The organism is Pseudaeromonas sharmana (assembly GCF_042649925.1).
Lineage (GTDB): Bacteria > Pseudomonadota > Gammaproteobacteria > Enterobacterales > Aeromonadaceae > Pseudaeromonas > Pseudaeromonas sharmana.
On the sequence record NZ_JBHSAF010000005.1, the window covers coordinates 42,310 to 67,518 of the forward strand.

Annotated in this window: 26 protein-coding genes; 21 read left to right on the plus strand and 5 right to left on the minus strand. The window is 57.8% G+C overall.

The features are described 5' to 3' along the window. Positions 1-20: 20 nt before the first annotated feature. From efp to glmU, 16 genes are all read left to right on the plus strand, one after another. Entirely contained in the window at positions 21-584 is a 564-nt protein-coding gene (gene efp, locus ACFOSS_RS06130) for an elongation factor P (protein ID WP_377151276.1), read from the plus strand. Between the two features lie 104 nt (positions 585-688). Further along, positions 689-1,141 carry an FMN-binding protein MioC gene (gene mioC / locus ACFOSS_RS06135; protein WP_377151277.1) on the plus strand — a complete coding sequence of 151 codons (453 nt, stop codon included), beginning with the start codon at positions 689-691 and terminating at the stop codon, positions 1,139-1,141. Between the two features lie 487 nt (positions 1,142-1,628). Beyond that, positions 1,629-3,518, plus strand: a complete 1,890-nt coding sequence (mnmG, locus tag ACFOSS_RS06140; protein WP_377151278.1) for a tRNA uridine-5-carboxymethylaminomethyl(34) synthesis enzyme MnmG — start codon at positions 1,629-1,631, stop codon at positions 3,516-3,518. Between the two features lies 1 nt (position 3,519). Next, positions 3,520-4,143 carry a 16S rRNA (guanine(527)-N(7))-methyltransferase RsmG gene (gene rsmG, locus ACFOSS_RS06145; protein WP_377151279.1) on the plus strand — a complete coding sequence of 208 codons (624 nt, stop codon included), beginning with the start codon at positions 3,520-3,522 and terminating at the stop codon, positions 4,141-4,143. Between the two features lie 23 nt (positions 4,144-4,166). After that, positions 4,167-4,952 carry a ParA family protein gene (locus ACFOSS_RS06150; RefSeq protein WP_377151281.1) on the plus strand — a complete coding sequence of 262 codons (786 nt, stop codon included), beginning with the start codon at positions 4,167-4,169 and terminating at the stop codon, positions 4,950-4,952. A 14-nt stretch (positions 4,953-4,966) separates the two neighbouring features. Next, positions 4,967-5,869, plus strand: coding sequence for a ParB/RepB/Spo0J family partition protein (locus ACFOSS_RS06155; protein WP_377151283.1), 903 nt, complete (start codon positions 4,967-4,969; stop codon positions 5,867-5,869). 350 nt (positions 5,870-6,219) lie between these two features. Beyond that, on the plus strand, positions 6,220-6,591 hold the full coding sequence (locus ACFOSS_RS06160) for an ATP synthase subunit I (RefSeq protein WP_377151284.1): 372 nt from the start codon (positions 6,220-6,222) through the stop codon (positions 6,589-6,591). Positions 6,592-6,599: 8 nt separating this feature from the next. Next, the gene (gene atpB, locus ACFOSS_RS06165; RefSeq protein ID WP_377151285.1) at positions 6,600-7,379 is read left to right on the plus strand and encodes a F0F1 ATP synthase subunit A; all 780 of its coding nucleotides are present in this window, start codon (positions 6,600-6,602) and stop codon (positions 7,377-7,379) included. A gap of 49 nt (positions 7,380-7,428) precedes the next feature. After that, a complete protein-coding gene (atpE, locus tag ACFOSS_RS06170; RefSeq protein WP_015880175.1) occupies positions 7,429-7,656 on the plus strand; it encodes a F0F1 ATP synthase subunit C in 228 nt (75 codons plus the stop codon). Between the two features lie 53 nt (positions 7,657-7,709). Beyond that, positions 7,710-8,180: a F0F1 ATP synthase subunit B gene (atpF, locus tag ACFOSS_RS06175; protein WP_377151286.1), complete on the plus strand. Its 471-nt coding sequence runs from the start codon at positions 7,710-7,712 to the stop codon at positions 8,178-8,180. 14 nt (positions 8,181-8,194) lie between these two features. Then, positions 8,195-8,728, plus strand: a complete 534-nt coding sequence (gene atpH, locus ACFOSS_RS06180; RefSeq protein WP_377151287.1) for a F0F1 ATP synthase subunit delta — start codon at positions 8,195-8,197, stop codon at positions 8,726-8,728. Between the two features lie 14 nt (positions 8,729-8,742). Further along, positions 8,743-10,284 (plus strand): F0F1 ATP synthase subunit alpha, encoded by a 1,542-nt coding sequence (gene atpA / locus ACFOSS_RS06185; protein WP_377151289.1) that lies wholly within the window; start codon positions 8,743-8,745, stop codon positions 10,282-10,284. Between the two features lie 46 nt (positions 10,285-10,330). Next, positions 10,331-11,194: a F0F1 ATP synthase subunit gamma gene (gene atpG, locus ACFOSS_RS06190; RefSeq protein ID WP_377151290.1), complete on the plus strand. Its 864-nt coding sequence runs from the start codon at positions 10,331-10,333 to the stop codon at positions 11,192-11,194. A 33-nt stretch (positions 11,195-11,227) separates the two neighbouring features. Then, entirely contained in the window at positions 11,228-12,616 is a 1,389-nt protein-coding gene (gene atpD / locus ACFOSS_RS06195) for a F0F1 ATP synthase subunit beta (protein ID WP_377151291.1), read from the plus strand. Between the two features lie 18 nt (positions 12,617-12,634). After that, positions 12,635-13,060 (plus strand): F0F1 ATP synthase subunit epsilon, encoded by a 426-nt coding sequence (locus ACFOSS_RS06200; RefSeq protein WP_377151292.1) that lies wholly within the window; start codon positions 12,635-12,637, stop codon positions 13,058-13,060. A gap of 111 nt (positions 13,061-13,171) precedes the next feature. Continuing rightward, a complete protein-coding gene (glmU, locus tag ACFOSS_RS06205; protein ID WP_377151293.1) occupies positions 13,172-14,536 on the plus strand; it encodes a bifunctional UDP-N-acetylglucosamine diphosphorylase/glucosamine-1-phosphate N-acetyltransferase GlmU in 1,365 nt (454 codons plus the stop codon). Between the two features lie 54 nt (positions 14,537-14,590). Here the strand turns inward: glmU and creD are convergent, their stop codons facing one another. From creD to creB, 3 genes are all read right to left on the minus strand, one after another. Further along, positions 14,591-15,943, minus strand: a complete 1,353-nt coding sequence (creD, locus tag ACFOSS_RS06210) for a cell envelope integrity protein CreD (RefSeq protein WP_377151294.1) — start codon at positions 15,941-15,943, stop codon at positions 14,591-14,593. Between the two features lie 338 nt (positions 15,944-16,281). After that, positions 16,282-17,724, minus strand: a complete 1,443-nt coding sequence (gene creC / locus ACFOSS_RS06215; protein ID WP_377151338.1) for a two-component system sensor histidine kinase CreC — start codon at positions 17,722-17,724, stop codon at positions 16,282-16,284. After that, on the minus strand, positions 17,721-18,404 hold the full coding sequence (gene creB / locus ACFOSS_RS06220; RefSeq protein WP_377151295.1) for a two-component system response regulator CreB: 684 nt from the start codon (positions 18,402-18,404) through the stop codon (positions 17,721-17,723). Before creB ends, creC begins: the two co-directional genes overlap by 4 nt. A 162-nt stretch (positions 18,405-18,566) precedes the next feature. Here creB and ACFOSS_RS06225 point away from each other — a divergent pair, with 162 nt between their 5' ends. Then, complete coding sequence (locus ACFOSS_RS06225) at positions 18,567-19,343, plus strand: DeoR/GlpR family DNA-binding transcription regulator (protein WP_377151296.1); 777 nt, start codon at positions 18,567-18,569, stop codon at positions 19,341-19,343. 26 nt (positions 19,344-19,369) lie between these two features. Then, positions 19,370-21,199, plus strand: coding sequence for a glutamine--fructose-6-phosphate transaminase (isomerizing) (gene glmS / locus ACFOSS_RS06230; RefSeq protein ID WP_377151297.1), 1,830 nt, complete (start codon positions 19,370-19,372; stop codon positions 21,197-21,199). A 79-nt stretch (positions 21,200-21,278) separates the two neighbouring features. On the opposite strand, the gene ACFOSS_RS06235 is transcribed toward glmS, so the two are convergent. Then, complete coding sequence (locus ACFOSS_RS06235) at positions 21,279-21,719, minus strand: MarR family winged helix-turn-helix transcriptional regulator (RefSeq protein WP_377151298.1); 441 nt, start codon at positions 21,717-21,719, stop codon at positions 21,279-21,281. A gap of 124 nt (positions 21,720-21,843) precedes the next feature. Here ACFOSS_RS06235 and ACFOSS_RS06240 point away from each other — a divergent pair, with 124 nt between their 5' ends. From ACFOSS_RS06240 to ACFOSS_RS06250, 3 genes are all read left to right on the plus strand, one after another. Next, entirely contained in the window at positions 21,844-22,263 is a 420-nt protein-coding gene (locus ACFOSS_RS06240) for an organic hydroperoxide resistance protein (RefSeq protein ID WP_377151299.1), read from the plus strand. Positions 22,264-22,613: 350 nt separating this feature from the next. Next, complete coding sequence (gene modA / locus ACFOSS_RS06245) at positions 22,614-23,363, plus strand: molybdate ABC transporter substrate-binding protein (RefSeq protein ID WP_377151300.1); 750 nt, start codon at positions 22,614-22,616, stop codon at positions 23,361-23,363. A gap of 59 nt (positions 23,364-23,422) precedes the next feature. Beyond that, entirely contained in the window at positions 23,423-24,562 is a 1,140-nt protein-coding gene (locus ACFOSS_RS06250) for a porin (RefSeq protein WP_377151301.1), read from the plus strand. 60 nt (positions 24,563-24,622) lie between these two features. On the opposite strand, the gene ACFOSS_RS06255 is transcribed toward ACFOSS_RS06250, so the two are convergent. Further along, positions 24,623-25,051, minus strand: a complete 429-nt coding sequence (locus ACFOSS_RS06255; protein WP_377151302.1) for a TOBE domain-containing protein — start codon at positions 25,049-25,051, stop codon at positions 24,623-24,625. Positions 25,052-25,209: the final 158 nt, after the last annotated feature.

Below are 25,209 nucleotides of genomic sequence, written 5' to 3' on the forward strand. Positions count from 1 at the left end.
CAATACAGGAAACGATCCAAATGAAAACCGCTCAGGAAATCCGCGCAGGCAACGTTATTATGTTCGGTAACGACCCTATGGTCGTTCTGAAGACCGAATTCAACAAATCCGGTCGTAATGCCGCTGTAGTAAAAATGAAGCTGAAGAACCTGCTGTCCGGCGCTGGTACCGAAACGGTATTCAAGGCCGATGACAAGATGGAAGTCGTTCAACTCGAACGCAAGGAGTGCACCTACTCCTACTTCGCCGATCCGATGTTTGTCTTCATGGACACCGAATACAACCAGTATGACGTCGAGAAGGAAAACCTGGGCGATGTTCTGAACTTCATCGTTGATGGTATGGAAGATGTCTGCGAAGTCACCTTCTATAACGGCAAGGCCATCTCTGTTGAACTGCCAACCACGATCGTCCGTGAAGTCGAATACACTGAACCGGCTGTTCGCGGCGACACTTCTGGCAAGGTCACCAAGCCAGCCAAGCTCAAGGGCACCGATTACACCATCTCTGTCTCTGACTTCGTCAAGATCGGCGACAAGATCGAAATCGACAGCCGTACCGGCGAATTCAAGCGTCGCGTATAGTTCCTGTCGGTGCCACCGATTGGATACCCCAAAAAGGAGCCCACAAGGCTCCTTTTTCTTTTGATGCGATTGCCTTTACCCCCATAAACAGGAGAGACACGTTCATGGCGCAGATTCACCTTATCGTCGGATCAACGCTGGGCGCAGCCGAATATGTTGCCGAGCATATCGCCAGCCAAGTGACCACCGCCGGCCACCGCTGTCAGATCCACAATCCGGCAAACCTTGACGATCTGACATTCCTCCAAGACGACGTCTTGCTGGTGGTCACCTCGACTCACGGAGCAGGCGAGGTGCCTGATAATCTGAAGCCCTTTGCGGATCAGCTGGCAAGCCAGCATCCGGATTTCAGCCATGGCTTTTTCAGCGTCGTCGCCTTAGGTGACAGTAACTACGATACCTTCTGTGAAGGGGGAAAACAGATGGAACGCTTGCTGGCACAGTGTCATGCGCAACCTCTGGGCGCACGCTTTGACATCGATGTGACCCGGCACGACATCCCGGAAGATGCCGCAGATCTCTGGTTACAGGAGTGGTTACCTCTGTTAGCCAGCTAGCCGCGCTGAATCTCTCTCTACACCGGCAGCTTGGTGGGCTGCCGGCTTATCCACATATCGCAAACAGGATCCTGACGCTTCCCCCATGTTACCAACAGGAGATGAACAACAAACACAATAATGTTGATAAGTTATCTTAAAACCTCTGTTTAACCATTAGTTATCCTCTTGATGAGATTTACCGCCGCGAAGCCCTGTGTATAACAAGCCGAGTTATCTTCGGGTTCCCGGCGCTGGATCCCGTGAAGATCACAGGAATCGATCGTCCCTAAGATCCTGATCATTCAGATCAAAAAAGGCTTACTCACAGGATCGACGGATCCTAATAGCAGATCCAATAAAAGATCGATCCAAAGATCTCATGATCTATAAGCGCGGATCATCTCGTTTCCCTTATAAACAAGATCCCGTTTTCCTTCTCGTCGCTAGCCGTTAGAATGATCCGCCTTTTGGCCATTGATCCATGCGTTCGTTTTGAGGTGATCCTATGCAATACCATGAGCAGTTTGATGTGATCGTTGTCGGTGGAGGCCATGCCGGAACCGAAGCGGCGACGGCAGCTGCGCGCATGGGAATGAAGACCATGCTGTTGACCCACAACATAGAGACATTAGGCCAGATGTCCTGTAATCCGGCGATTGGCGGGATCGGGAAAGGTCACCTGGTCAAGGAAGTGGATGCTCTGGGCGGCGTGATGGCGCAGGCTATCGATCTGGCCGGGATCCAATTTCGGACACTGAATTCATCCAAAGGGCCGGCAGTACGTGCCACCCGAGCGCAAGCGGATCGTCTGTTGTACAAGCAGGTGATCCGCAACATGCTGGAAAACTATCCCAATCTGACACTGTTCCAGCAGGCCTGCGATGACTTGATCCTGGATGGATCGCGTGTCTGTGGGGTGATCACCCAAGCTGGCATTCGCATTCAATCCAAGACTGTGGTTTTGACTGCCGGAACCTTCCTGAATGGTCTGATTCACATTGGCATGGAGAATTACCGCGGTGGACGAGCCGGAGATCCGGCTTCAGTGACGCTTGCCGAGCGTCTGCGTGAACTCCCATTACGGATTGGCCGTCTGAAAACCGGGACACCGCCACGCATTGATGGCCGCAGTGTCAACTTCTCTGTACTGCAGCAACAACCCGGAGATACTCCGGTCCCTGTGTTTTCATTTTTGGGCAAGGCAGAACAACATCCCCGCCAGGTTCCCTGTTTTATTACCCATACCAATGAACAGACGCACGATGTGATTCGTCAGAATTTGCATCGCAGCCCCATGTACGCCGGAGTCATCGAAGGGATTGGTCCACGCTATTGCCCCTCCATCGAAGACAAGGTGATGCGATTTGCTGATCGTTCTTCGCATCAGATATTCATCGAACCGGAGAGCCTCAGTTCTCATGAGCTTTATCCAAACGGGGTCTCCACCAGTTTGCCGTTTGACGTCCAGGTGCAGATCATCCGCTCGATGAAGGGATTCGAACAGGCTCACATTGTTCGTCCTGGCTATGCCATTGAATATGACTACTTCGATCCTCGCGATCTGCAGCCAAACATGGAAAACCGCCACTTGCAGAACCTGTTTTTTGCCGGTCAGATCAATGGCACCACGGGATACGAGGAAGCGGCCGCGCAAGGTCTGCTGGCAGGGATCAATGCTGCGTTGCGAGCGCAGGACAAGGATCCTTGGTCGCCGCGTCGTGATCAGGCCTACATCGGCGTCATGATGGACGATCTCTCGACGCTGGGGACCAAAGAGCCCTACCGCATGTTCACCAGCCGTGCCGAATACCGGTTGCTGTTGCGGGAAGACAACGCCGATCTGCGATTGACTGCTTTGGGACGGGAATTGGGTCTGGTTGATGATGTCCGCTGGGCTCACTTCAACACCAAGCTGGAACAGATTGAGCAGGAACAACAGCGCCTGCGTACCACCTGGGTTAATCCCTCGTCCGATTGCATTGCAGCCGTCAATGCCTTGGTGCAGACCCCGTTGACGCGGGAACATTGCCTTGAAGAGCTGTTGCGTCGTCCTGAGGTCACCTACGATGCGCTGATGCAGATCGAGGCGCTCGGCCCGCGGATCCCGATGGATCAAGCGGCAGAACAGGTTGAAATCCAGGTCAAATATGCCGGTTATATCGATCGTCAACAGGATGAGATCGACAAACAGCTGCGCAACGAGAACACCTTGTTGCCAGCGGATCTGGATTACGCCGATGTTCCCGGGCTGTCCAACGAGGTGCGCATCAAGTTGAACGATGCGCGTCCTGCGACCATAGGTCAGGCCAGCCGCATCTCCGGCATAACCCCGGCGGCTATATCCATCCTGTTGGTTTATTTGAAAAAGCGCGGTTTGCTGCGCAAGAGTGCTTAAGATGTCTCTGGAAAACCGTTTTAATACGCTGTTGGCGCAGACCTCGATTGCGTTGTCCGTTCAGCAGAAACAACAACTGCTCGGGCTCGTCGGGTTGCTGCACAAGTGGAACAAGGCTTACAATCTGACGTCGGTCAGAGAGCCGGAGGCCATGCTGGTCAAGCATATCCTCGATAGTCTGGTGGTCTCTCCCTTCCTCCAGGGGCGGCGGTTTATCGATGTGGGTACCGGGCCTGGGTTACCGGGTCTACCGCTCGCCATAGCCAATCCGGACAAACAGTTTGTTCTGCTCGATAGCCTCGGCAAGCGCATCCGTTTTATCCGCCAGGCCATCCTCGAACTCGGCATCTCCAATGTCACTCCCGTTCAATCTCGCGTTGAGGATTATCAGGATGACGCAGGTTTTGACGGCGTACTGAGCCGGGCCTTTGCTTCGTTGAATGACATGTTACAGTGGTGCCATCATCTACCAGCCCCTCAAGGTTGTTTCCTGGCACTCAAGGGGGTTTACCCCGCAGAGGAGCTCACCCGGTTGCCGGATGGTTTTTCCATGCTGAACAGCCACGCCTTGCATGTGCCGGAGCTTGAGGGTGAACGACACCTTATTATCATTAGTAAACAATAAGTTAAGTAATTCAGGGGAGTTTTGTGGGTAAGATTATCGCCATTGCAAACCAGAAAGGCGGGGTAGGAAAAACCACTACTTGTGTCAATCTGGCCGCCTCCATGGCCGCAACGCGGCGCAGGGTTCTGGTGATCGATCTGGATCCGCAGGGCAATGCCACCATGGCCAGCGGTGTCGACAAGTATGATGTCGAACGGACGGCATATGAGCTGCTGGTTGATGAGATACCCGCTCGCGAGGTGATCATCACCGAGACTGCCGGGGGATATCATCTGGTGGCTGCCAACCAGGATGTCACCGCGGCCGAAATTCGACTGCTGGAATTTTTTGCGCGCGAAATCCGTTTGCGCAACGCTCTGGCCGCTATTCGCGAACAGTATGATTACATCTTCATCGATTGTCCGCCGTCACTGAATCTGCTAACGGTCAATGCCATGTCCGCCGCGGACTCCGTCATTGTGCCGATGCAGTGCGAATATTTTGCCCTTGAAGGGCTGACGGCCCTGGTTGATACCATCAGTAAGCTGGTTGCTGTCGTCAATCCGAATCTGAAGATAGAGGGCATATTGCGTACCATGTTCGATCACCGAAATCGGTTATCGAATGATGTGTCCGATCAGCTGAAACAACATTTTGGCGATAAGGTGTATCGCACCGTAATCCCGCGCAATGTGCGTCTGGCCGAGGCCCCGAGTTTCGGTACGCCTGCCATGTATTACGACAAGAGTTCTGTCGGAGCCAAGGCTTATTTGGCTCTGGCGGGTGAAATTCTGCGGCGCGAAGAGCAGAGCGCTCACGCATCGGCTTGAGTTCGGGAAGCATCATGACACCAAAAAAACGCGGACTCGGTAAAGGTTTGGAGGCGTTGCTGGGAACCAGCACTGCTGCCCGTCAGAAACAGTTACTGAACGATATGCGCGATGAGCAAGCCCTGGATCACGACCAGCACGGTGAGTTACGCCAGTTGCCGTTGAACACCTTGCAGCCCGGCAAATACCAGCCACGCAAAGATATGTCCCAGGAGGCGCTTGAGGAACTTGCCAGTTCGATTCGTGCCCAGGGCGTGATTCAGCCTATCGTGGTCCGCAAGGTTGCCGAGCAACGCTACGAGATCATTGCCGGTGAACGTCGTTGGCGTGCCAGTCAGTTGGCCAAGTTGGAAACCGTACCTTGTCTGGTCAAGGACGTTGAAGATAATGCCGCTGTTGCTATCGCGCTGATCGAGAATATCCAGCGCGAGGATTTGAATGCGATTGAGGAAGCGGCCGCGTTGCAGCGGCTGATGATGGAGTTTGAACTCACGCATCAGCAGGTGGCCGAGGCGGTAGGCAAATCCCGTAGTGCAGTGTCCAACCTGTTGCGGTTGAATCAGCTCAATGAGGATGTCAAACGACTGGTCGAGCACGGTGATCTGGAGATGGGCCATGCTCGAGCGCTATTGGCACTGGATGGCGCGGTACAGACAGAACTCGCCCGCCAGGTGGCCCAGAAAGCGATGACGGTGCGTGAGACGGAGCGCTTGGTGCAGAAGTTACTGCATCCCAAGCCGCCCGTTGCAGACAAGCCTCAATCACCTACGTTGCAGCATTGGGAGCAGGCTGTTGCCTCGCGATTGGGGATGGCGACCCGAATTGTCACCTCTGGTCAGGATAAGGGCAAAATCACCGTCTCATTTGAGAACAAAGATCAACTGCAGCAGCTTTTGAAGTGTTTCGGGCTGCAGTAAAAAAGAAGAAGGGGAATCCGTGGATTCCCCGTTTTTTTAGCTACGCTGAGGTGGAAACGGATCTCTGAACCAGATGCCTGGTTTGTTGTTAGGTACTTTTCCCGAAATAGAACGCTGAATAAAGCGTCAACACAGCATGAGCCAGCTCACAATTTGCTGGTTTTTAGCTGGTGGTTGGGCTATGTTGATTCATCATAAAAAACCATTACACAGCAAATAGTTACATCTATTTAACACCTTATAATCGCGGTTATTGAGGGGCTGTGAAATTGTTATTTTTATGTTATTAAAGCGCCTGTTTTGCAAGCGCGTCGAAGAATCGGAGAAAGCTGATGGGCAGCAGTTCATCTATGAGTGTGCAAACGCTGGCATGGACTGTCCTTGTCGTTCAGCTTTTTTTGATAGCCCTCATCTCACTGGCCTGGTGGTTACTGGGTAGTGGTGTGGCGGCTTATTCTGCCCTCGTTGGGGGTGGAATTTACTGGGTGCCCCAACTTCTTTACAGCTGGATAGGCAGTGCGCGTAAAGCGGACGACCTGAATGTTGGATTGGTGTTGTGGGACATCTACTGTGGCGCCGGTGCCAAGCTGGTGGCTACCCTGGTATTGTTTGGGGTGACCTTCAAGTTTCTGGAGGTACAGCATGTTCCCATGTTTGTCACCTACGGATTGGCCCTGTGTTCACAGTGGATTATTTCGTTAACACTCAACAACCGTTACTAGGAAAACTCATGGCTGCAACAGGAGAACTGCTTACTCCGCAGGAGTATATCTCCCACCACTTGCACCATCTGCAAGTAGGCTCGGGCTTCTGGGCGGTAAATATCGACTCCATGGTATTTTCCGTGGTCTTGGGTGCCTTATTTATCTGGTTGTTCCGCCGTGTTGCCGTTAAAGCAACCAGCGGTGTGCCAGGTAAGTTGCAGTGCTTTGTTGAGCTGGTTGTCGAATTCGTGGATGACACCGTAAAAGGGATCTTTCACGGCAAGAGCAAGTTGATTGCCCCATTGGCGTTGACCATCTTTGTTTGGGTCTTCCTGATGAACGTGATGGACTTGTGGCCTATCGACTATCTGCCTCATACAGCACAAATATTGGGCATTCCGTATCTGAGAGTGGTCCCTTCCGCTGACGTTAATATCACCTTGTCCATGGCTCTGGGTGTCTTCTTCCTGATCTTTTTCTACAGCATCAAGATGAAAGGCGTATCCGGTTTCGTTAAGGAACTGACGATGACCCCGTTCAACCATTGGGCGTTTGTGCCAATTAACTTCATTCTGGAAACCGTAACCCTGTTGGCCAAACCGGTCTCGCTGGGTCTGCGGTTGTTCGGCAACATGTATGCTGGTGAGATGATTTTCATCCTTATCGCTGCGATGTTGCCGTGGTGGTCGCAATGGTTCCTCAACGTACCCTGGGCCATCTTCCACATTCTGGTGATCACACTTCAAGCGTTCATTTTCATGGTATTGACGATCGTATATCTGTCGATGGCCTATGAAGAACATTGATTCCTTTTACTGATATTTAGCGTTTTTTTCTGAAATTTGGAGATAAATCATGGAGATGCTGTTTATTGCTGCTGGTCTGATGATGGGTTTGGCTGCTATCGGTGCTGCTATCGGTATCGGTGTGCTGGGTGGTAAGTTCCTTGAGGGTGCGGCTCGCCAGCCGGATCTGCTGCCGCTGCTGCGTACCCAATTCTTTATCGTCATGGGCCTGGTCGATGCGATCCCGATGATCGCGGTCGGTCTGGGCATGTACGTGATGTTCGCTGTCGCCAAGTAAGACCGACTCCTGAACACTGTGTGTCAATTTATTCCACTTAGAGGAGTTGTGTCGTGGATATCAATATGACCATCCTCGGCCAGACCTTGGCATTCATCCTCTTTGTCTGGTTCTGCATGAAATTTGTATGGCCGCCGTTGCTGGCTGTCATCGAGAAACGTCAGAAAGAAATTGCTGACGGTCTCTCATCTGCAGAACGGGCAAAGAAAGATCTGGATTTGGCTCAGAACAAGGCCATGGAACAGATCAAGGAAGCCAAGCAACAGGCTGCAGAGATCATTGAGCAGGCGAACAAGCGCCGTGCCCAGATTATCGATGAGGCCAATCAGGAAGCCATGGGCGAGCGCGAGAAAATCCTCAAGCAAGCTCAGGCCGAGATTGAAGCCGAACGCAATCGTGCCAGAGAAGATCTGCGCAAGCATGTGGCCGCGTTGGCCGTTGCCGGTGCCGAAAAAATCCTGGAGCGTCAGATCGACAAGGCTGCCAACAGCGAGCTGGTCGATAAACTGGTTGCAGAACTGTAAGGGGGCTTGGGGCTATGTCTGAAGTGACTACCATTGCTCGCCCCTACGCCAAAGCGGCGTTCGATTTTGCCGTCGAGCACAAGGCTCTGGACAAGTGGCTGGGCATGTTGCTGTTCGCTGCCGAAGTGGCTAAGAACGACACCATGCAAAGTCTGTTTCAGGGCTCACTGGCGGCGCGTGAACTGGGTGACCTGTTCGTGCGCATCTGTGGTGACGAGCTGGATGAAAAGGGTCAGAACCTGATGAGGGTGATGGCTGAAAACGGACGCTTGAGTGTATTGCCTGCGGTGCTGGCAGAGTTTGTTGCCCTGAAGTCCGAGCTCGACAAGCAGCTCGATGCAGAGGTGACCTCCGCTAGCCCGTTGAGTGATGCGGACATGGCCAAAATTCAGGCTTCTCTGGAGAAGCGTTACGGTCGCACCGTGAAACTGAATTGCACCGTGGATCCGGCCTTGATGGCTGGATTGGTGATCAAGGCCGGTGACGAGATTATCGACGCCAGTGTCCGTAGCAAACTCAACCGCTTGGCGGAAGCGCTGCAATCTTGATTGGGGATTAGAGCATGCAACTGAATTCCACTGAAATTGCCGAGCTGATTAAAAAGCGTATCGAGCAATTTGAAGTTGTAACCGAAGCGCGGAACGAAGGTACCATCGTTTCCGTCAGCGACGGTATCGTCCGCATCCACGGCCTGGCCGATGTCATGCAGGGCGAAATGATTGAACTGCCGGGAAACCGTTATGGCCTGGCGTTAAACCTGGAACGTGACTCCGTCGGCGCCATCGTCATGGGGCCGTACGCCGATCTGGCTGAAGGCCAGAAGGTGACGGGAACCGGACGTATTCTGGAAGTGCCGGTCGGCCGTGGTCTGCTGGGTCGCGTGGTCAACACGCTGGGCCAGCCGATTGATGGTAAGGGTCCGGTCGATAACGACGGCTTTTCACCGATCGAGGTGATTGCACCGGGCGTTATCGCGCGGAAGTCGGTGTCCCAGCCAGTCCAGACCGGTTACAAGGCAGTTGACGCCATGATCCCGATCGGTCGTGGTCAGCGTGAACTGGTGATCGGTGACCGTCAGACCGGTAAGACCGCTCTGGCGATCGATGCGATCATTAACCAGAAAGACTCTGGTATCAAATGTATCTATGTGGCCATCGGTCAGAAGGCTTCCACCATTGCTAACGTGGTGCGCAAGCTGGAAGAACACGGGGCGCTGCAGAACACCATCGTCGTGGTAGCGTCTGCCTCCGAGTCCGCCTCGCTGCAATACCTGGCGCCGTATGCCGGTTGTGCCATGGGCGAATACTTCCGTGACCGCGGTGAAGATGCATTGATCATCTATGATGACCTCTCCAAGCACGCCGTCGCGTATCGCCAGATCTCGTTGCTGCTGCGTCGTCCGCCAGGACGTGAGGCCTTCCCGGGTGACGTCTTCTATCTGCACTCCCGTCTGCTTGAACGTGCCGCTCGTGTCAACGAAGAGTATGTTGAGGCTTTCACCAAGGGGGCAGTCAAAGGCCAGACCGGTTCTCTGACCGCATTGCCGATCATTGAAACTCAGGCCGGTGACGTGTCAGCGTTCGTTCCGACCAACGTTATCTCCATCACCGATGGCCAGATCTTCCTGACGACCCAGCTGTTCAACGCGGGTATCCGCCCGGCAGTTGATCCGGGTATTTCCGTATCGCGGGTTGGTGGTGCGGCGCAGACCAAGATCATCAAGAAGCTGTCCGGCGGTATCCGTACTGCTCTGGCTCAGTATCGTGAACTGGCAGCATTTGCCCAGTTCTCTTCCGATCTGGATGATGCGACCCGTAACCAGCTGAACCATGGTCAGAAAGTTACCGAGCTGATGAAGCAGAAGCAGTATGCGCCGATGAGCGTGGCCAACCAGGCCCTGGTACTGTTCGCTGCCGAGCGCGGTTATCTTGCCGACGTGGAATTGAACAAGATTGGTGATTTCGAAGCCGCTCTGCTCTCCTATGCCAGCACCGAGCATGCCGACCTGATGGCTGAGATCAATGCCCAGGCTGACTACAACGATGATGTTGTAGCCAAGCTGACGGCACTGCTCGACAGCTTCAAGGCAACTCAGACCTGGTAAGTCATAGTGGCTGCAAGGTGCAGCCACCTGGAATGGAGAGTTTGAGATGGCCGGCGCGAAAGAAATACGCAACAAGATCGGGAGTGTGAAGAACACTCAGAAGATCACCAGCGCGATGCAGATGGTCGCCGCGTCCAAGATGCGGAAAGTACAGGAGCGGATGGGTTCCAGCCGCCCTTACGCCGTCAGCATGCGCAAGGTGATCGGTCATATTGCCCTGGGGAACCTGGAATACAAGCATCCCTACCTTGAAGAGCGTGAAGCCAAGCGAGTGGGCTACATCATCATATCGACAGACCGCGGTCTGTGCGGTGGTCTGAACATCAACCTGTTCAAGGCCACACTCGGTTCGATGAAGCAGTGGAAAGATCAGGGGGCCGACGCCAGTCTGGCTCTGCTGGGTTCCAAGGCGAGTGGCTTCTTTGGTCGCTTTGGCTACAAGGTGCTTGCCCAGGCCTCCGGTTTTGGTGACAACCCGACCGTCAACGATCTGATCGGCTCGGTGCGCGTCATGCTGCAGGCCTATGACAACGGGGAAATCGATCGTCTGTATCTGGTGTACAACAAGTTTGTAAACACCATGGTGCAGCAACCTGTTGTTGACCAGCTGCTGCCGCTGCCGAAGGCTAAAGATGACAAGATGGCCAAGCGCCATTGGGACTACCTGTACGAGCCGGATCCAAAAGCACTGCTGGATCAACTGCTCAGCCGTTACATCGAGTCCCAGGTGTACCAGGGGGTTGTCGAGAACCTGGCCAGCGAGCAAGCGGCCCGGATGGTCGCGATGAAGTCAGCTACCGAAAACGCCGACACACTGATCAACGATCTGCAACTGGTGTACAACAAGGCCCGTCAGGCCGGTATCACTCAGGAGCTGACCGAAATCGTGTCCGGTGCGGCAGCGGTCTAGGGCTAAGGTATTCATAGGTTTAGAGGATTTGACATGAGTAACGGTATCATCGTTCAAGTCATCGGTGCTGTTGTGGACGTTCAGTTCCCGCAGGATTCCGTACCTCAGGTGTACGATGCACTGAAGATTGTGAGCGAAGGCCAGACCCAGGGTCTGGTACTGGAAGTGCAACAACAAATCGGCGGCGGTGTAGTCCGTTGTATCGCCATGGGTACCTCAGACGGTCTGCGCCGCGGTGCAGAAGTCGTCAACACCGGTGCGGGCATCAAGGTGCCGGTCGGTAAGGCGACCCTCGGCCGTATCATGAACGTGCTGGGCGAACCGGTAGACGAACAGGGTCCGATCGGTGAGGAAGAGCGTATGGTGATTCACCGTGCTGCGCCGAGCTATGAAGATCAATCCAATACCACTGAACTGCTGGAAACCGGCATCAAGGTTATCGACCTGATTTGCCCGTTCGCCAAGGGCGGCAAGGTCGGTCTGTTCGGTGGTGCCGGTGTCGGCAAGACCGTTAACATGATGGAGTTGATCAACAACATCGCCAAGGCCCACTCCGGTCTGTCAGTATTCGCCGGTGTCGGTGAGCGGACCCGTGAAGGTAACGACTTCTACTATGAAATGAAGGAGTCTAACGTTCTGGACAAGGTTGCCATGGTGTACGGTCAGATGAACGAACCGCCTGGAAACCGTCTGCGCGTGGCGCTGACCGGCCTGACCATGGCCGAGAAGTTCCGTGACGAGGGGCGTGACGTTCTGTTGTTCATCGACAACATCTATCGTTACACGCTGGCGGGCACCGAAGTCTCGGCATTGCTGGGTCGTATGCCATCTGCGGTAGGTTATCAACCGACGCTGGCCGAGGAAATGGGTGCGTTGCAAGAGCGTATCACCTCTACCAAGAGCGGCTCTATCACCTCGATCCAGGCCGTCTACGTGCCTGCGGACGACTTGACTGACCCGTCGCCGGCGACCACCTTTGCTCACTTGGACTCTACCGTCACGCTGAGCCGTCAAATCGCAGCGCTGGGTATCTACCCGGCCGTTGATCCGCTGGACTCCACCTCTCGTCAGCTGGATCCGCTGGTGGTTGGTCAGGAGCACTATGATGTGGCTCGTGGTGTGCAGTCCGTACTGCAGCGCTACAAGGAGCTGAAGGACATCATTGCGATTCTGGGGATGGACGAACTGTCCGAGAACGACAAGCTGGTTGTGGCGCGTGCGCGTAAGATCGAGCGTTTCCTGTCCCAGCCGTTTAGCGTGGCAGAAGTGTTCACCGGTTCTCCGGGCAAGTATGTTCCATTGAAGGACACTATCCGTGGCTTCAAGGGCATTCTGGACGGCGAGTTCGACGATCTGCCGGAGCAGGCGTTCTACATGGTTGGTTCCATCGACGAAGTTGTCGAGAAGGCCAAGAAACTGTAATCCTGGGCAGGAGGATCTATGGCTGAGATTACCTTCCACCTGGATGTGGTCAGCGCCGAGGAGATGCTGTTCTCCGGTCGCGTTGAATCCGTTCAGGTCACAGGTGCGGAAGGGGAGCTGGGCATCCGTCATGGTCACGCGCCGCTCCTGACATCCATCAAGCCTGGTCTGGTGCGTCTGATCAAGCTGCACGGTGTCGAGGAAGTGATGTACATCTCCGGCGGTATGCTGGAAGTACAACCCGAGACGGTGACAGTACTGGCGGACACCGCTATCCGTGCTGCGGATATCGATGAAGCCAAGGCTCAGGAAGCCAAGCGTGCAGCCGAAGACAAGATGAACGGCAAGTCCGGCGATGTCGACTATGCCGAAGCCATCGCCGAATTGGCGAAGGCCATGGCACAGTTGCGCGTGGTGGAGCTCACCCGCAAAAACTATCGCTAACTCTTCTGCTGACATCAAAGCGGCCTGCGGGCCGCTTTTTTTGTCTCTGCGCGCCTCATTTTTTGTAGAATGGCGCGATTGGCCACATCGCCGTTGAATCAGGAAGTTGTCATGTCTCTGCACGTCGTCATTCTCGCCGCGGGTAAGGGTACCCGCATGCGCTCATCACTGCCGAAAGTCCTGCACCCGGTGGCCGGTCGTCCCATGGTCAGCCATGTCATCGCCACTGCCGAGGCGCTGGGTGCGGCCGCGGTCCATCTGGTGTATGGCCACGGCGGAGAACTGCTGCAACAGCGGCTGGCCGCCAGTGCCGTGCACTGGGTGCTGCAGGAACAGCAACTCGGCACCGGTCATGCCGTCGCACAAGCAATGCCGGCGATCCCGGACGAGGCCAAGATACTGGTGCTGTACGGTGATACGCCGCTGATTACTCCGGCAACGCTGCAACGTCTGCTGGCGATACAGCCGGAGGGCGGCATTGGCTTGCTGACGGTGACGCTGGACGACCCGACCGGCTATGGCCGCATCGTGCGCGAGCAGGGGGCCGTGGTCGGCATCGTCGAACAGAAGGATGCCAGCGTCGAGCAACAGGCGATCCGCGAGGTGAATACCGGCGTACTGGTGGCGCCGGCCGGCAAGCTGAAGGCGTGGTTGGCCGGGTTGACCTGCCAGAACGCCCAGGGCGAGTATTACCTGACCGATGTCATTGCCGCCGCTCATCATGCCGGTGCCGCCATCGTCACCGCCCAGGCCAGCGATGCCCGCGAGACCGAAGGGGCGAATAACCGGGTCCAGCTGGCGGCGCTGGAGCGCTTCTATCAGCAGCGTGCGGCCCAGCAGTTGATGCTCGATGGCGTGACACTGCTCGATCCGGCGCGTTTCGACCTGCGCGGTGAGCTGAGCTGTGGTGAAGATGTAATCATCGATGCCAACGTCATCATCGAAGGCGAGGTGACCCTCGGCCATCGCGTGCAGATCGGTGCCGGCTGCGTGCTCAAGAGCTGTTCCATTGCCGATGACAGCATCATCAGCCCCTATACCGTGATTGAGGCGTCGACGCTGGCCCGTGGTACCACCATTGGTCCGTTTGCCCGTCTGCGTCCCGGCTGCGAACTGGCCGACGGTGTGCACGTCGGTAACTTTGTCGAGGTGAAGAATGCCCGTCTCGGCGTCGGTACCAAGGCCGGCCATCTCTCCTATCTGGGCGATAGCGACATTGGCGCCGACGTCAACATTGGCGCCGGCACCATCACCTGCAACTATGACGGTGCCAACAAGCACAAGACGGTGATCGAGGATAACGTCTTCGTCGGCTCCGACACCCAGCTGGTGGCGCCGGTGACAGTGCGTAAAGGGGCGACCATCGGCGCTGGCACCACGGTCACGCGGGAAGTGGGCGAGAATGAGCTGGTCATCACCCGGGTGCCACAACGCCATGTCGCCAACTGGCAGCGACCGGTGAAAATCAAGAAGTAAATCGCACGTACACAAGGGGCACCGCTAGGTGCCCCGGTTGTTTCCGGCCCGGAATCAGACAGCGGGTGGATTATCCTGGTTGTCCGTGGCCGTCTCCTGGCGTCGTCCCAGGCGGTACCAGTCGACATGCCGGGTGATCACCATCACCAGCGCCAGAGCGACAAACAGCAGTGCCGAGCCAAGCAACAGTGCCAAGTCTTCGGCCTGCATCAGGCCATACAGAATGGCGTAGAGCAGACCCAGCAGGCAGGCGAAGCCGAGACCACGCAGCAGGCTGCCAAGCAGGAAGCAGGCGTAGAAGCTCAGCAGGCCGACACAGGCGATGCTGGCCAGCAGATAAGCCAGGCTGAAGCCAATCTGCTCCGACAGCGCCAGCAGCACCAGATAGAAGACGATCTGCGCCAGACTGACCAACGCATACTGAATCGGGTGCAGCCGCAGCCGCTTCACCAGTTCGAACAGGAAGAAACTGAGGAAGGTCAGGCCGATAAACAGCTCGGCATACTTCAGTGCCCGGCTATTTTGCTGATAGTGATCCACCGGCTCTATCAGGCTGACCGTGAAGGCAGGCAAGCTGCCGCTGCCCTGTTCATCCAGTTCCTGAATCCGCTCCTGCAGGTTGTTGGCAAACCAGCTGCTGTCCCAATGGGCGGTAAATCCCTGGTTGTCGATCTGACGTTCGCGGGGCAGAAATTGGCCGATGAAGCTGGGGTGCGGCCAGTTGCTGCGCAGCGACAGGCTGCTGCTGGCACCGACGGGCACCAATTCGAAGCTGCCACTGCCCTGTAAGGTCAGTTCGAAGGCGAAGGGCTGGCTCTGGCCAAGCTGCAGTGCTGCCAGTGATACTGCCGCATGGATCCCCTGTTCGCGGCTGCCGAGGCGTGCTCCCGGCTGGAATGGCAGGCTGGCATCCCCCCACTTCAGGCGTGGCACCTGCAACAGGCCGCGGGCGTCGGCCACCAGCACGCTCAGATAGGGGGCACCGATCTGAACCTGTTCATCCTGCAGCAGGGGAGCCAGACCATCGGCAGAGAATTGGCCACTCAGCTGCAGTGGTCCATTGAAGAGTTGCGCCTGAAAGATACCGAGTTGGCGGCTCTCCACCTGCAGTGTGCTGTTGACGGTCAGTTGCTCGGGTAACAGCAGCAACTGGCGCTGGTGGGTAATGAGGTGATATTTACCCTCTTCTTCGTTGTATTGGTTTTCCTGTTGCTGATAGGGGATCACCAGGATCGGCCCAACCAGGCGCTGTGGTCCGCTGCTGCTGGCACTGATCTGTTCCAGCGCCTGATTGCGGTAGGACTGGCGCTCGTAGGTCAGCGACAGCAGGCTGTGGAGCGGAAGCTGGAGCAGCAGAAACAGCATGAGCAGTATCGTGATTTTGTGGCTGATGAGTGACTTGAACATGATTCCCTCCTTGAGTTCGACCCAGCCAGCTTGCCGTGGTGATGTGCAGGCGTGATGAGGCCATGTGAAGGGAGTGTGAAGTCATCAGGAATATTGACCTGTCAACGATGTCAGGTGGCCGAAAATAAGCATCCCAGGCAGCAACGGAGCGTGAAAACAGGATAAAACCGTGGTGGAAACAGTTAATTCACGGGTTGATTGTTTTTTGTTATCCATATGAAAAATAAAATTAATTTTATTTAATCAAGCCGATGAATCTCTATTGCCCGGCCAGCGAACGGCTGAGGAATATCTCGGGGCTGTTAAGCAAAAAATATAGGCTGTGCTGGCGAACAGCATTACGTCGCCAGCGGTAACCAGAGACGGGCACAGGCTCCGCTATGACCATCTGGCCGGTTATCGAGTTGAATACGGCCCTGGTGACGTTCGACGACCTCACGGACGAAACTCAGCCCCAGGCCGCTGCTTTTGCCACGTTGCGGGCGGGGCAGCGAGTAGAAGCGTTCAAACAGCCGGCACAAGGCGTAATCCGGGATGCCAGGGCCATCATCGGTAATGGTTAACAGGTAGCCGCCATCCTGAAGCTGTCCGGCTATCTGGATCGTTCCCTGCTCGGGGGCGAAGTCGAGGGCATTATCCAGCAGGCTGGCGATGGCCTGTCCCAGCAGCAGACCATCCGCGGCCACAGTGGCCTCCGCCAGTCGGCAGGCGATCTGTTGCTGGCGACGCGTGGCGGCGGCCTGAGCCAGTGCGACCTGGGCCTCGACCAGCGTCGCCACAGGCTGCGGGGTCAACGTCAGCGCCGGCCTGGACTCCAGACTGGCCAGTTGTAACAGCCGATCGATCAGGTGCTGCATGCGCGCTACCTGCTCGCCGATGCTGAGCACAAAGCGTTGCGCCACGGCAGGGGGCGGATTCTCCAGCAGCAGCTCGCCGGCGGCGCGCGCCGCGGCTAGCGGGCTTTTCAGCTCATGGGTCAGACTGTGCACATACTGTTCGACATACGCCTTGCCATCGAGCTGGCGGCGCATCTGCTCCAGCGCGGAGCCCAGGCGCGCCAGCTCCGGGCTGTCCAGTTCAGGTAGGCTGACCGCCTCGCCGCGGCGTACCGCATGGGCATAAGCCTCCAGGCGGTGGATCGAACGGTTCAGCCACCAGACCAGGATGGTGCCGACCAGCAGCGCTGTGGCCAGCAAGCCAAAGGCGGTCCATTGCAGTTTGCGTTCGCTGCGGGTGATCACCGGTGCCAACGCGCGATTCGGTTTGGCCACCGTCAGTACGCCAACGATGGCACCGTGCTGGCGCAGCGGGGCGGCGACATACATCACCGAGCTGCTCTCGTCATCCGGGTCGTCACGGCTGCTACGGGCACCATACTGACCCCGCAGCGTCAGATAGACATCGTTCCAGCGTGAGAAATCGGCGCCGAGATGGCGACCACTGGAGTCGAAGATGACGATGCCCTGGGCGTCGGTGACGTAGACTCGGGTATCCAGCGTCTGTTTGCGTAGATGATCGATCTGGGCCGTCATCGGGGCGGCATGTACCTGGGCAAAGGCCTGCGCCAGCGCGCTGTCTGCCAACGCGGAGCGGCTCGGAGGGCGAACACCGAGATCGGCGCTGACTAACTCGGCCAGCAGCCTGGCCTGATCGACCATGCCCTCTTCGGTGGCACGACGCACACCGGGTTTGACCTCCTGTACGACAATGGCCAGCAGGCACCAGCCGCCGATGGCCACCAGCAGGAAAAAGCCGAGCAGAACCCGCACTCCCAGGCTCACGCGCATAGACTGTACCCCAGCCCTCTATGGGTCTGGATCGGATTGGCGTCGCCATCGATCGCCTTCAGCTTGGCGCGCAGCGTCTTGATGTGAGTGTCGACGGTGCGATCCAGGCTTTCGCCACCATCCTGCCAGACGTGATCCAGCAACTGCTGGCGCGAGAAGACATGGCCGGGGTGTTGCAGCAGCCATTTGAGTAACAGGTATTCGTAACGGGTCAGCGTCAGACGCTGGCTCTGATACTGGATGCAGGCGCGCGCTTCATCCAGCTGGAACAGGCTGCTGGCTGTCGCTGCTGGCACGGCTGCAGCTGGCCGGGCGCGGCGCAATATGGTGCGCACCCGTGCCGAGACTTCGCGCGGCGAGAAGGGTTTGGCGACATAGTCATCGGCGCCGATTTCCAGCCCCAGCAGACGATCGATCTCATCACTGCGCGCGGTGAGAAACAGCAGCGGCACATTGCTGATCTGGCGCAGACGCCGGCATAGCTCGAAGCCACCGATATCCGGCAGACCGACATCGAGAATGACGAAGTCCGGCGTTTCGGTGCTGACGGCGGTCAACAGCGGCACTCCTCGTTCAAACCAGCGTACGGCAAAGCCGTCGGTTTCCAGGCTGTAGATCAGGGTTTCGGCGATGGCGGCATCATCTTCCACCAGCCAGACAGTATGTGACGACATCAGGCGCTGTTCCATAACGATCCTATGCCTCACGTTAACATGCCGACGGATGAAACGGCAGCCATGATCAGTGAGTCAATCAGGGGCATTCTTTCGACTTGATCTTTCGTTTCGAAAGAATATACTCGGCGCATTGTTTCGTTTCGAATGATTGATATGACCATGAGCAAGCGCAATACCCAGCAACGCCGTCACGCCATCATCTCGCTGCTCGGCGAGCGCGGCGAGCTGAGCGTCGATGAGCTGGCGCGGCTGTTCGAGACCTCGGAAGTGACGATTCGCAAGGATTTGGCCGAGCTGGAGAAGAACGGCCTGCTGCTGCGCCGTTATGGGGGGGCGGTACCGGTGCCGAGCGAACTGGTACCGCCAGTCGTAGAGGAAGATGAGGTTTCGAAACGAAAGCAAGCGCTGGGCCGTGCCGCAGCGGCGCTGATCCGCGATCACAACCGCTTGATCATTGACTCCGGCAGCACCACGGCGGCGCTGATCCCCGAGCTGGCGAAACGCCGTGGTCTGGTGGTGATGACCAATTCACTGGCCGTCGCGGCGGCGCTGCGCGAACTGGAGAATGAACCGACGCTGTTGATGACCGGGGGCACCTGGGATCCGCACTCCGAAGCGTTTCAGGGCCTGGTCGCCGAGCAGGTGCTGCGTTCCTATGACTTTGACCAGCTGTTCATCGGTGCCGCTGGCATAGATCCGTTGCGTGGTACCACGACATTCAACGAACTGGTGGGGTTATCGCGGGTGATGGCCGAGGTGGCACGCGAGGTGATCGTGCTGGCCGAGTCGCACAAGGTCGGGCGCAAGATCCCGAACCTCGAGCTGCCGTGGAGCCGGATCCATATTCTGATTACCGATGACGGACTGGCGCCGGCACTGCGCCAGCAAATCGAACAACAGGGGGTGCAGGTGATCTGTGTCCCCGTCCCTGTCTAATAAAGCGAACAACAAGGAATTCGAGCATGTGTGGAATTGTCGGGGCGGTCGCCCAACGCGATGTAGTGGACATTCTGGTCGAGGGGCTGCGTCGCCTGGAGTACCGTGGCTATGATTCGGCAGGCGTTGCCGTGATTCATGATGGTCGGATGCAGCGCACCCGCCGTCTGGGCAAGGTGCAGGAGCTGGCTGCCGCACTGGACGCCGCACCGTTGCAGGGCGGCACCGGTATTGCCCATACCCGCTGGGCGACCCACGGCGAGCCGTCGGAAGGCAACGCCCACCCCCATGTCTCCGGCACGCTGGCAGTGGTGCACAACGGCATCATCGAGAACCATGAAGAGCTGCGCGCCAGGCTCAAGGGGTTGGGCTACGAGTTTGTCTCCCAGACCGATACCGAGGTGATCGTGCATCTGGTGCACCATTACCGCAAGACGGCGCCGAGTCTGCTGGTGGCGCTGCAACAGGCGGTCAAGGAGCTGCGTGGAGCCTATGGTACCGTGCTGGTCGACAGTGCCGACCCCGAGCGTCTGGTGGTGGCCCGTTCCGGTTCGCCGCTGGTGATCGGCCGAGGCATCGGCGAGAACTTCATCGCCTCCGATCAGTTGGCGCTGTTGCCGGTGACCCGCCGCTTCCAGTTCCTGGAAGAGGGGGATGTGGCGGAAGTGACCCGCCGCGATGTGCGAATTTTCGACGTTAATGGCCAACCGGTACAGCGTGCCGAGCTGGAGTCCGAGCTGTCGCACGATGCCGGTGACAAGGGCGAGTACCGCCACTACATGCTCAAGGAGATCTACGAGCAGCCCGCTGCGTTGCTGAACACTCTGGAAGGGCGTCTGAGCGGTGATCGCCTGGTGCCGGAAGCGTTCGGTAACGGTGCGCGCGATATCTTCGCTCAGGTCGAGCATGTGCAGATCGTGGCCTGTGGCACCTCCTACCACTCCGGCATGGTGGCGCGCTATTGGTTCGAGGAGCTGGCTGGTGTCACCTGTAACGTCGAGATTGCCTCCGAGTACCGCTATCGCAAGTCGGTCACGCGTCCCGGCTCGCTGCTGGTGACGCTGTCGCAATCCGGTGAAACCGCAGATACCCTGGCGGCGCTGCGCCTGGCCAAGGAGTCCGGCTACATGTCGAGCCTGGCCATCTGCAACGTACCAGGCTCCTCGCTGGTACGGGAATCCGATCTGGCCTTCATGACCCGCGCCGGGGCGGAAATCGGCGTGGCCTCGACCAAGGCCTTCACCACCCAGTTGGCTGGTCTGCTGATGCTGGTGGGCTCGATCGGGGTTTGCCGTGGCAACCTGAATGCGTCTGGCGAGACGGCGATCGTCTCTGCGCTGCGCAACCTGCCGAATCAGGTGAAGAGTGCGCTGGCGCTGGACAAGCAGATCCAGACGCTGGCCGAAGAGTTTGCCAACAAGCACAACAGCCTGTTCCTCGGCCGTGGCAGCCAATATCCGATCGCGATGGAGGGTGCGCTCAAGCTCAAGGAGATCAGCTACATCCATGCCGAGGCCTATGCCGCCGGCGAGCTGAAGCACGGTCCGCTGGCGCTGATCGATGCCGATATGCCGATCATCGTCGTTGCGCCGAACAACGAGCTGCTGGAGAAGCTGAAGTCCAACGTCGAAGAGGTGCGTGCCCGCGGCGGCATCCTGTATGTCTTCGCTGACAAGGAAGCCGGCTTCAGTTCCGATGCCACCATGCGCGTGATGCCGATGCCGAAGGTGGACGAGGTGATAGCGCCGATCGTTTATACCTTGCCGATGCAGTTGCTCTCCTACCATGTCGCCATCATCAAGGGCACCGATGTCGACCAGCCACGCAACCTGGCCAAATCGGTGACGGTGGAATAAGTCACCCGAGCAGCCGAATCGGGCTGCCTGCGGCAGCCCTGCCAACACCGGCCTTGTGCCGGTGTTGTGTTATCTGCGTTCAGTTGGCCAGCAGATCGGCGGTCAGAGCGTCGCAGCTGGCCTTGAGGCTGCGCAACGCCTCGTCGGAGAGTGACAGCTGGCAGCGCAATTCGGCCGGGATCCGCGCCGCCGCACTGCGCAGTGCTTCGCCCTCGCTGGTCAGGGTCAGCACCCGCACCCGCTCGTCCTCCTCGCTACGTCCACGGCTGACCAGGCCTTTGCCTTCCAGCCGCTTCAGTAACGGTGTCAGGGTGCCGGAGTCCAGGTGCAGCTGTTCGCCCAGCTGTTTGACGCTGACCCCCTGCTGCTGCCACAGCACCAGCATTACCAGGTATTGCGGATAGGTCAGATCCAGGGCCTCGAGCCAGGGGCGGTAGGCGCGGATCAGCGCATTGGTGGCGCTATACAGCGCAAAACAGATCTGTCGCTCCAGCGGCAGCAGTTCATCGGATGGGGTCATCGCGTCCTCAATAAATTGTGTGCAATCTTATTGCGTTCATTGTAATCCGCAGTTATAAAGATCGGGAAGTAAGTTGTGTGCAATTTAATTGTGTGATTTTTAAATCCGTTATGAGGACAATACTATGACGAGCCTGTATCAAACCCGCGCCACCGCCACCTCCGGCCGTCAGGGCCATGTCGCCAGCGACGATGGCTTGCTGGCACTGGATCTGGCCTACCCGAAAGCCCTCGGTGGCAGCGGGACCGCAACCAATCCGGAGCAGCTGTTCGCCGCCGGTTATGCGGCCTGTTTTTCCAATGCCATCCTGTTTGTCGCCAAGCAGCAACAGCTGGCGCTGACGACGGCCCCCGTGACGGCTGACGTCGGGCTACACCAGGCCGCCAGCGGCTTTGCACTCAGCGTGGCGCTGGCGGTGACCCTCGATCTGCCGGCGGAGACGGCGCGTGCGCTGGTCGCCAGTGCCCATCAGGTTTGCCCCTACTCCAATGCGACGCGCGGCAATATCGCGGTGACGCTGAGCGTCAACGGCCAGCCGCTGTAACGCGATACCCCCTGCGCAGCCGTATCGTCCGGCCCCGAGGCAGCTCTGCCCGGGGCCGGTTTTTTTATCGGCGGCGTTATGGTGCCAAATTTGCAACGCCTGGGGGGCACACACCGGAATCGGGGGCGGACGCAGGATGCGGCCCGGCTCCCGGCCAGAGCGTGACACGGGGTCGATATCAGGTGCATGGCGCGTTGTGACGCGCCGCATGCGGCAATCACAGCGCTGTATGCGCGCCGAGATAGCCAGATGTCGGCTGCTGTGCCCGTGCTGGCCGGTCGTGGCGGTTGTCGTTATATCCACAGCGGGATAGCGACAATGACAATAAGCCAACAATAAGGAACCATAAGATGAAACTGACTTCCCGCTCACTGTTTGGTCTGTTACTGCTCACCTCCCTCTCGGGACATGCCGACGAGGTCAAGGTGGCGGTGGCGGCCAACTTCCTCGCTCCGCTGCAGGAGATCGTCGCCGGATTCACCAAGGCGACCGCGCACACCGTGACGATCACCTCCGGAGCCACCGGCCAGCTGTTTACCCAAATTCAAAATGGGGCGCCGTTCGAGGTGATGATCAGCGCCGACAACAAGACGCCGAAGAAACTGGTCAAGGCCGAGCTGGCGCTGGCTGACACCCAGTTCACTTATGCCCGTGGCCAGCTGGTGCTCTGGTCGGCCGATGCGGCACTGATTGATGGCAACGGCAGCGTGTTGCAACACGGCACCTTTGCCCATCTGGCATTGGGTAACCCGAAGATTGCGCCGTACGGTCAGGCGGCGATGGAGACGCTGGACAAGCTCGGACTGACGACCAAACTGCAGCCGCGTTTCGTGCAGGGTGACAACATCTCGCAGACCAAGCAGTTCATTGACAGCGGCAACGCCGAGCTGGGTTTTATCGCGCTGTCGCAGGTCTACAAGGATGGCAAGGTGACCAAGGGCTCCATGTGGCGGGTACCGCATGAGCTCTATGCCCCGCTGTACCAGGATGCCGTGCTGCTGAAGAAGGGTGAGGACAATCCGGCGGCCACCGCGCTGCTGGCCTACCTGCGTACCGATGCCGCCAGGGCGGTGATGTTGCGCTACGGCTACCTGTTGTAATGCGGCGCTGAGCCGCGTGTTGCTTGGATTCTGTCTTCTGAATAAGTAAGGGATTAGCGATGACAAAGTGGATTTTGGCGGTGGTGCTGGGCACCACTGCAGGGCTGGCGCATGCCGTTTCCGTGCTCAACAACCCGTATGGCGCCATCGACCTGACGGGCCGAGCCTATGCCGGTCACTATTTTGGTGACGAGCGTGACAGCGAAATGTATGGCTCCAACACCTTCCTGCGCTTTGGTCTGAAGGGGCGCAGCAAGATCGATGACACCCTCACGGCCATCGGCAGTTACGAAGGACAACTGAACGTTGGTGACAAGTCGAGCCCGAGCACGGTACCGAGCATCGATACTGAAAAGGGCAGCACGGTCGCCACCCGCCTGGCGTTTGGCGGCATCAGCCATGCCGACTGGGGCACGCTGACCTTTGGCCGGCAGAATGGTGCGGCCGTGCTGGTGACCGGCTGGACTGATGTCAGCCTGACCGATGGCTATGGCAACCATGGTCTGGGGGTCGGTGTCGACAAGTTTGGCACCAAGCGCTCGTCGGATGTCTTCAAATATGCTGCCAGTTACAAGCAGTGGGGGGCCGAGGCGAGTTACAAGCTGCGTACCAGCCAGGACACCTGTGCCGATGGCACTTGCACCAGTGTTGACGGCTCGGGAGCGGCGCAGCAGGAGCGCGCGGTCGACAAGGATAACAGCGCATGGGGAGTGGCGACGGTCTACCGCTGGACGCCGGCCTTTAACCTCGGTGGTTCCTGGAATGAGGGCCAGCAAGGTGCACAACCGACGGCTCGGCTGTGGACGCTGAATGCGCGCTATGACGACAAGAGCTGGTATCTGGGGGCAGGTTACGGTCAGGGTCAGGCGTGGTACAAGCCCGGTTATGACCATGATGGCTATGAACTGGCGCTCGGTTACAACTTTCTCAATGGCGTGGGCCTGATGTCGCTGTGGAACCGGCAGGTGGCGAAAGGCTCGGGCGCGCTGGCCGGCAAGAATAACGGCGTCGAGACCGATACCGTCGACTACCTCACGCTGGGGGCCAACTACAAGTTCAACCGCCGGCTGAGTGTCGCGGCCGAGTATCGGCTGAATGGCAAGCAGGTAGACTCGTTCGCGGCCGTCAAGGATCCGGTCACCGGACAGAAGGTGGATGCCGCCGATGATTATCAGATCGCGGCGCGCTACGACTTCTAATCGAGCGGGGGTGATGCCAGGGCCCCGCAGGTGTGGGGCCCTGGTGTCACTGCGCTGCGCTTAGGCCGGGACGCCCAGCACCACGTGGCTGGCCTTGATCAGCGCGGTGGCAGGGCTGCCGACGGTCAGTCCCAATTCCAGCACTGCCTCGTTGGTGATGATGGCGTGCACCACTGTGCCGCCGTCCAGCGTCAGTGCAACCTCGGTGTTGACGGCGCCTTTGGCCAGGGCGCTGACGGTGCCAGTCAGCTGGTTGCGGGCGCTGAAGCGTAGTCCGCTGTCACCGGTCACCAGGATGACCCAGGGGGCTTTGACCAGCGCGCTGGCGGCCACGCCGACGGCCAGACCCAGCGCCTCAATGCTGCCGAGGGTGACGATCGCCACCAGCTTGTCGCCACCGGCCAGAGTCAGTTCGACTTCGGCGTTGACGCTACCGGGAACGATGGCAGAAATGCTGCCGGAGAAAATGTTGCGGGCGCTGACTTTCATGATGTGACTCCTGTCGTTGTTGTCTTCTGTGGTGGCTGGCCTGCTTTTCGCATTCTGGTGGTAACACCGAGGGCGCGATCGAGCAGACTGCGAGAGGAAACCAGGGCCCGGTTGGCGGGCTCATGGGCACAATAAGGGGCTTCGTTGGTGTCTTGCCA

What these genes read in the sequence shown, in the direction of transcription:
- atpB (WP_377151285.1), top strand. Translation starts at nt 6,600, where the DNA reads ATGGCTGCAACAGGAGAACTGCTTACTCCGCAGGAGTATATCTCCCAC.
- mnmG (WP_377151278.1), top strand. Translation starts at nt 1,629, where the DNA reads ATGCAATACCATGAGCAGTTTGATGTGATCGTTGTCGGTGGAGGCCAT.
- ACFOSS_RS06255 (WP_377151302.1), bottom strand. Translation starts at nt 25,051, where the DNA reads ATGAAAGTCAGCGCCCGCAACATTTTCTCCGGCAGCATTTCTGCCATC.
- glmU (WP_377151293.1), top strand. Translation starts at nt 13,172, where the DNA reads ATGTCTCTGCACGTCGTCATTCTCGCCGCGGGTAAGGGTACCCGCATG.
- creD (WP_377151294.1), bottom strand. Translation starts at nt 15,943, where the DNA reads ATGTTCAAGTCACTCATCAGCCACAAAATCACGATACTGCTCATGCTG.
- glmS (WP_377151297.1), top strand. Translation starts at nt 19,370, where the DNA reads ATGTGTGGAATTGTCGGGGCGGTCGCCCAACGCGATGTAGTGGACATT.
- ACFOSS_RS06240 (WP_377151299.1), top strand. Translation starts at nt 21,844, where the DNA reads ATGACGAGCCTGTATCAAACCCGCGCCACCGCCACCTCCGGCCGTCAG.
- modA (WP_377151300.1), top strand. Translation starts at nt 22,614, where the DNA reads ATGAAACTGACTTCCCGCTCACTGTTTGGTCTGTTACTGCTCACCTCC.
- mioC (WP_377151277.1), top strand. Translation starts at nt 689, where the DNA reads ATGGCGCAGATTCACCTTATCGTCGGATCAACGCTGGGCGCAGCCGAA.
- atpD (WP_377151291.1), top strand. Translation starts at nt 11,228, where the DNA reads ATGAGTAACGGTATCATCGTTCAAGTCATCGGTGCTGTTGTGGACGTT.
- creB (WP_377151295.1), bottom strand. Translation starts at nt 18,404, where the DNA reads ATGTCGTCACATACTGTCTGGCTGGTGGAAGATGATGCCGCCATCGCC.
- ACFOSS_RS06250 (WP_377151301.1), top strand. Translation starts at nt 23,423, where the DNA reads ATGACAAAGTGGATTTTGGCGGTGGTGCTGGGCACCACTGCAGGGCTG.
- atpA (WP_377151289.1), top strand. Translation starts at nt 8,743, where the DNA reads ATGCAACTGAATTCCACTGAAATTGCCGAGCTGATTAAAAAGCGTATC.
- atpH (WP_377151287.1), top strand. Translation starts at nt 8,195, where the DNA reads ATGTCTGAAGTGACTACCATTGCTCGCCCCTACGCCAAAGCGGCGTTC.
- ACFOSS_RS06225 (WP_377151296.1), top strand. Translation starts at nt 18,567, where the DNA reads ATGAGCAAGCGCAATACCCAGCAACGCCGTCACGCCATCATCTCGCTG.
- ACFOSS_RS06235 (WP_377151298.1), bottom strand. Translation starts at nt 21,719, where the DNA reads ATGACCCCATCCGATGAACTGCTGCCGCTGGAGCGACAGATCTGTTTT.
- efp (WP_377151276.1), top strand. Translation starts at nt 21, where the DNA reads ATGAAAACCGCTCAGGAAATCCGCGCAGGCAACGTTATTATGTTCGGT.
- ACFOSS_RS06200 (WP_377151292.1), top strand. Translation starts at nt 12,635, where the DNA reads ATGGCTGAGATTACCTTCCACCTGGATGTGGTCAGCGCCGAGGAGATG.
- ACFOSS_RS06155 (WP_377151283.1), top strand. Translation starts at nt 4,967, where the DNA reads ATGACACCAAAAAAACGCGGACTCGGTAAAGGTTTGGAGGCGTTGCTG.
- ACFOSS_RS06160 (WP_377151284.1), top strand. Translation starts at nt 6,220, where the DNA reads ATGAGTGTGCAAACGCTGGCATGGACTGTCCTTGTCGTTCAGCTTTTT.
- atpG (WP_377151290.1), top strand. Translation starts at nt 10,331, where the DNA reads ATGGCCGGCGCGAAAGAAATACGCAACAAGATCGGGAGTGTGAAGAAC.
- atpE (WP_015880175.1), top strand. Translation starts at nt 7,429, where the DNA reads ATGGAGATGCTGTTTATTGCTGCTGGTCTGATGATGGGTTTGGCTGCT.
- rsmG (WP_377151279.1), top strand. Translation starts at nt 3,520, where the DNA reads ATGTCTCTGGAAAACCGTTTTAATACGCTGTTGGCGCAGACCTCGATT.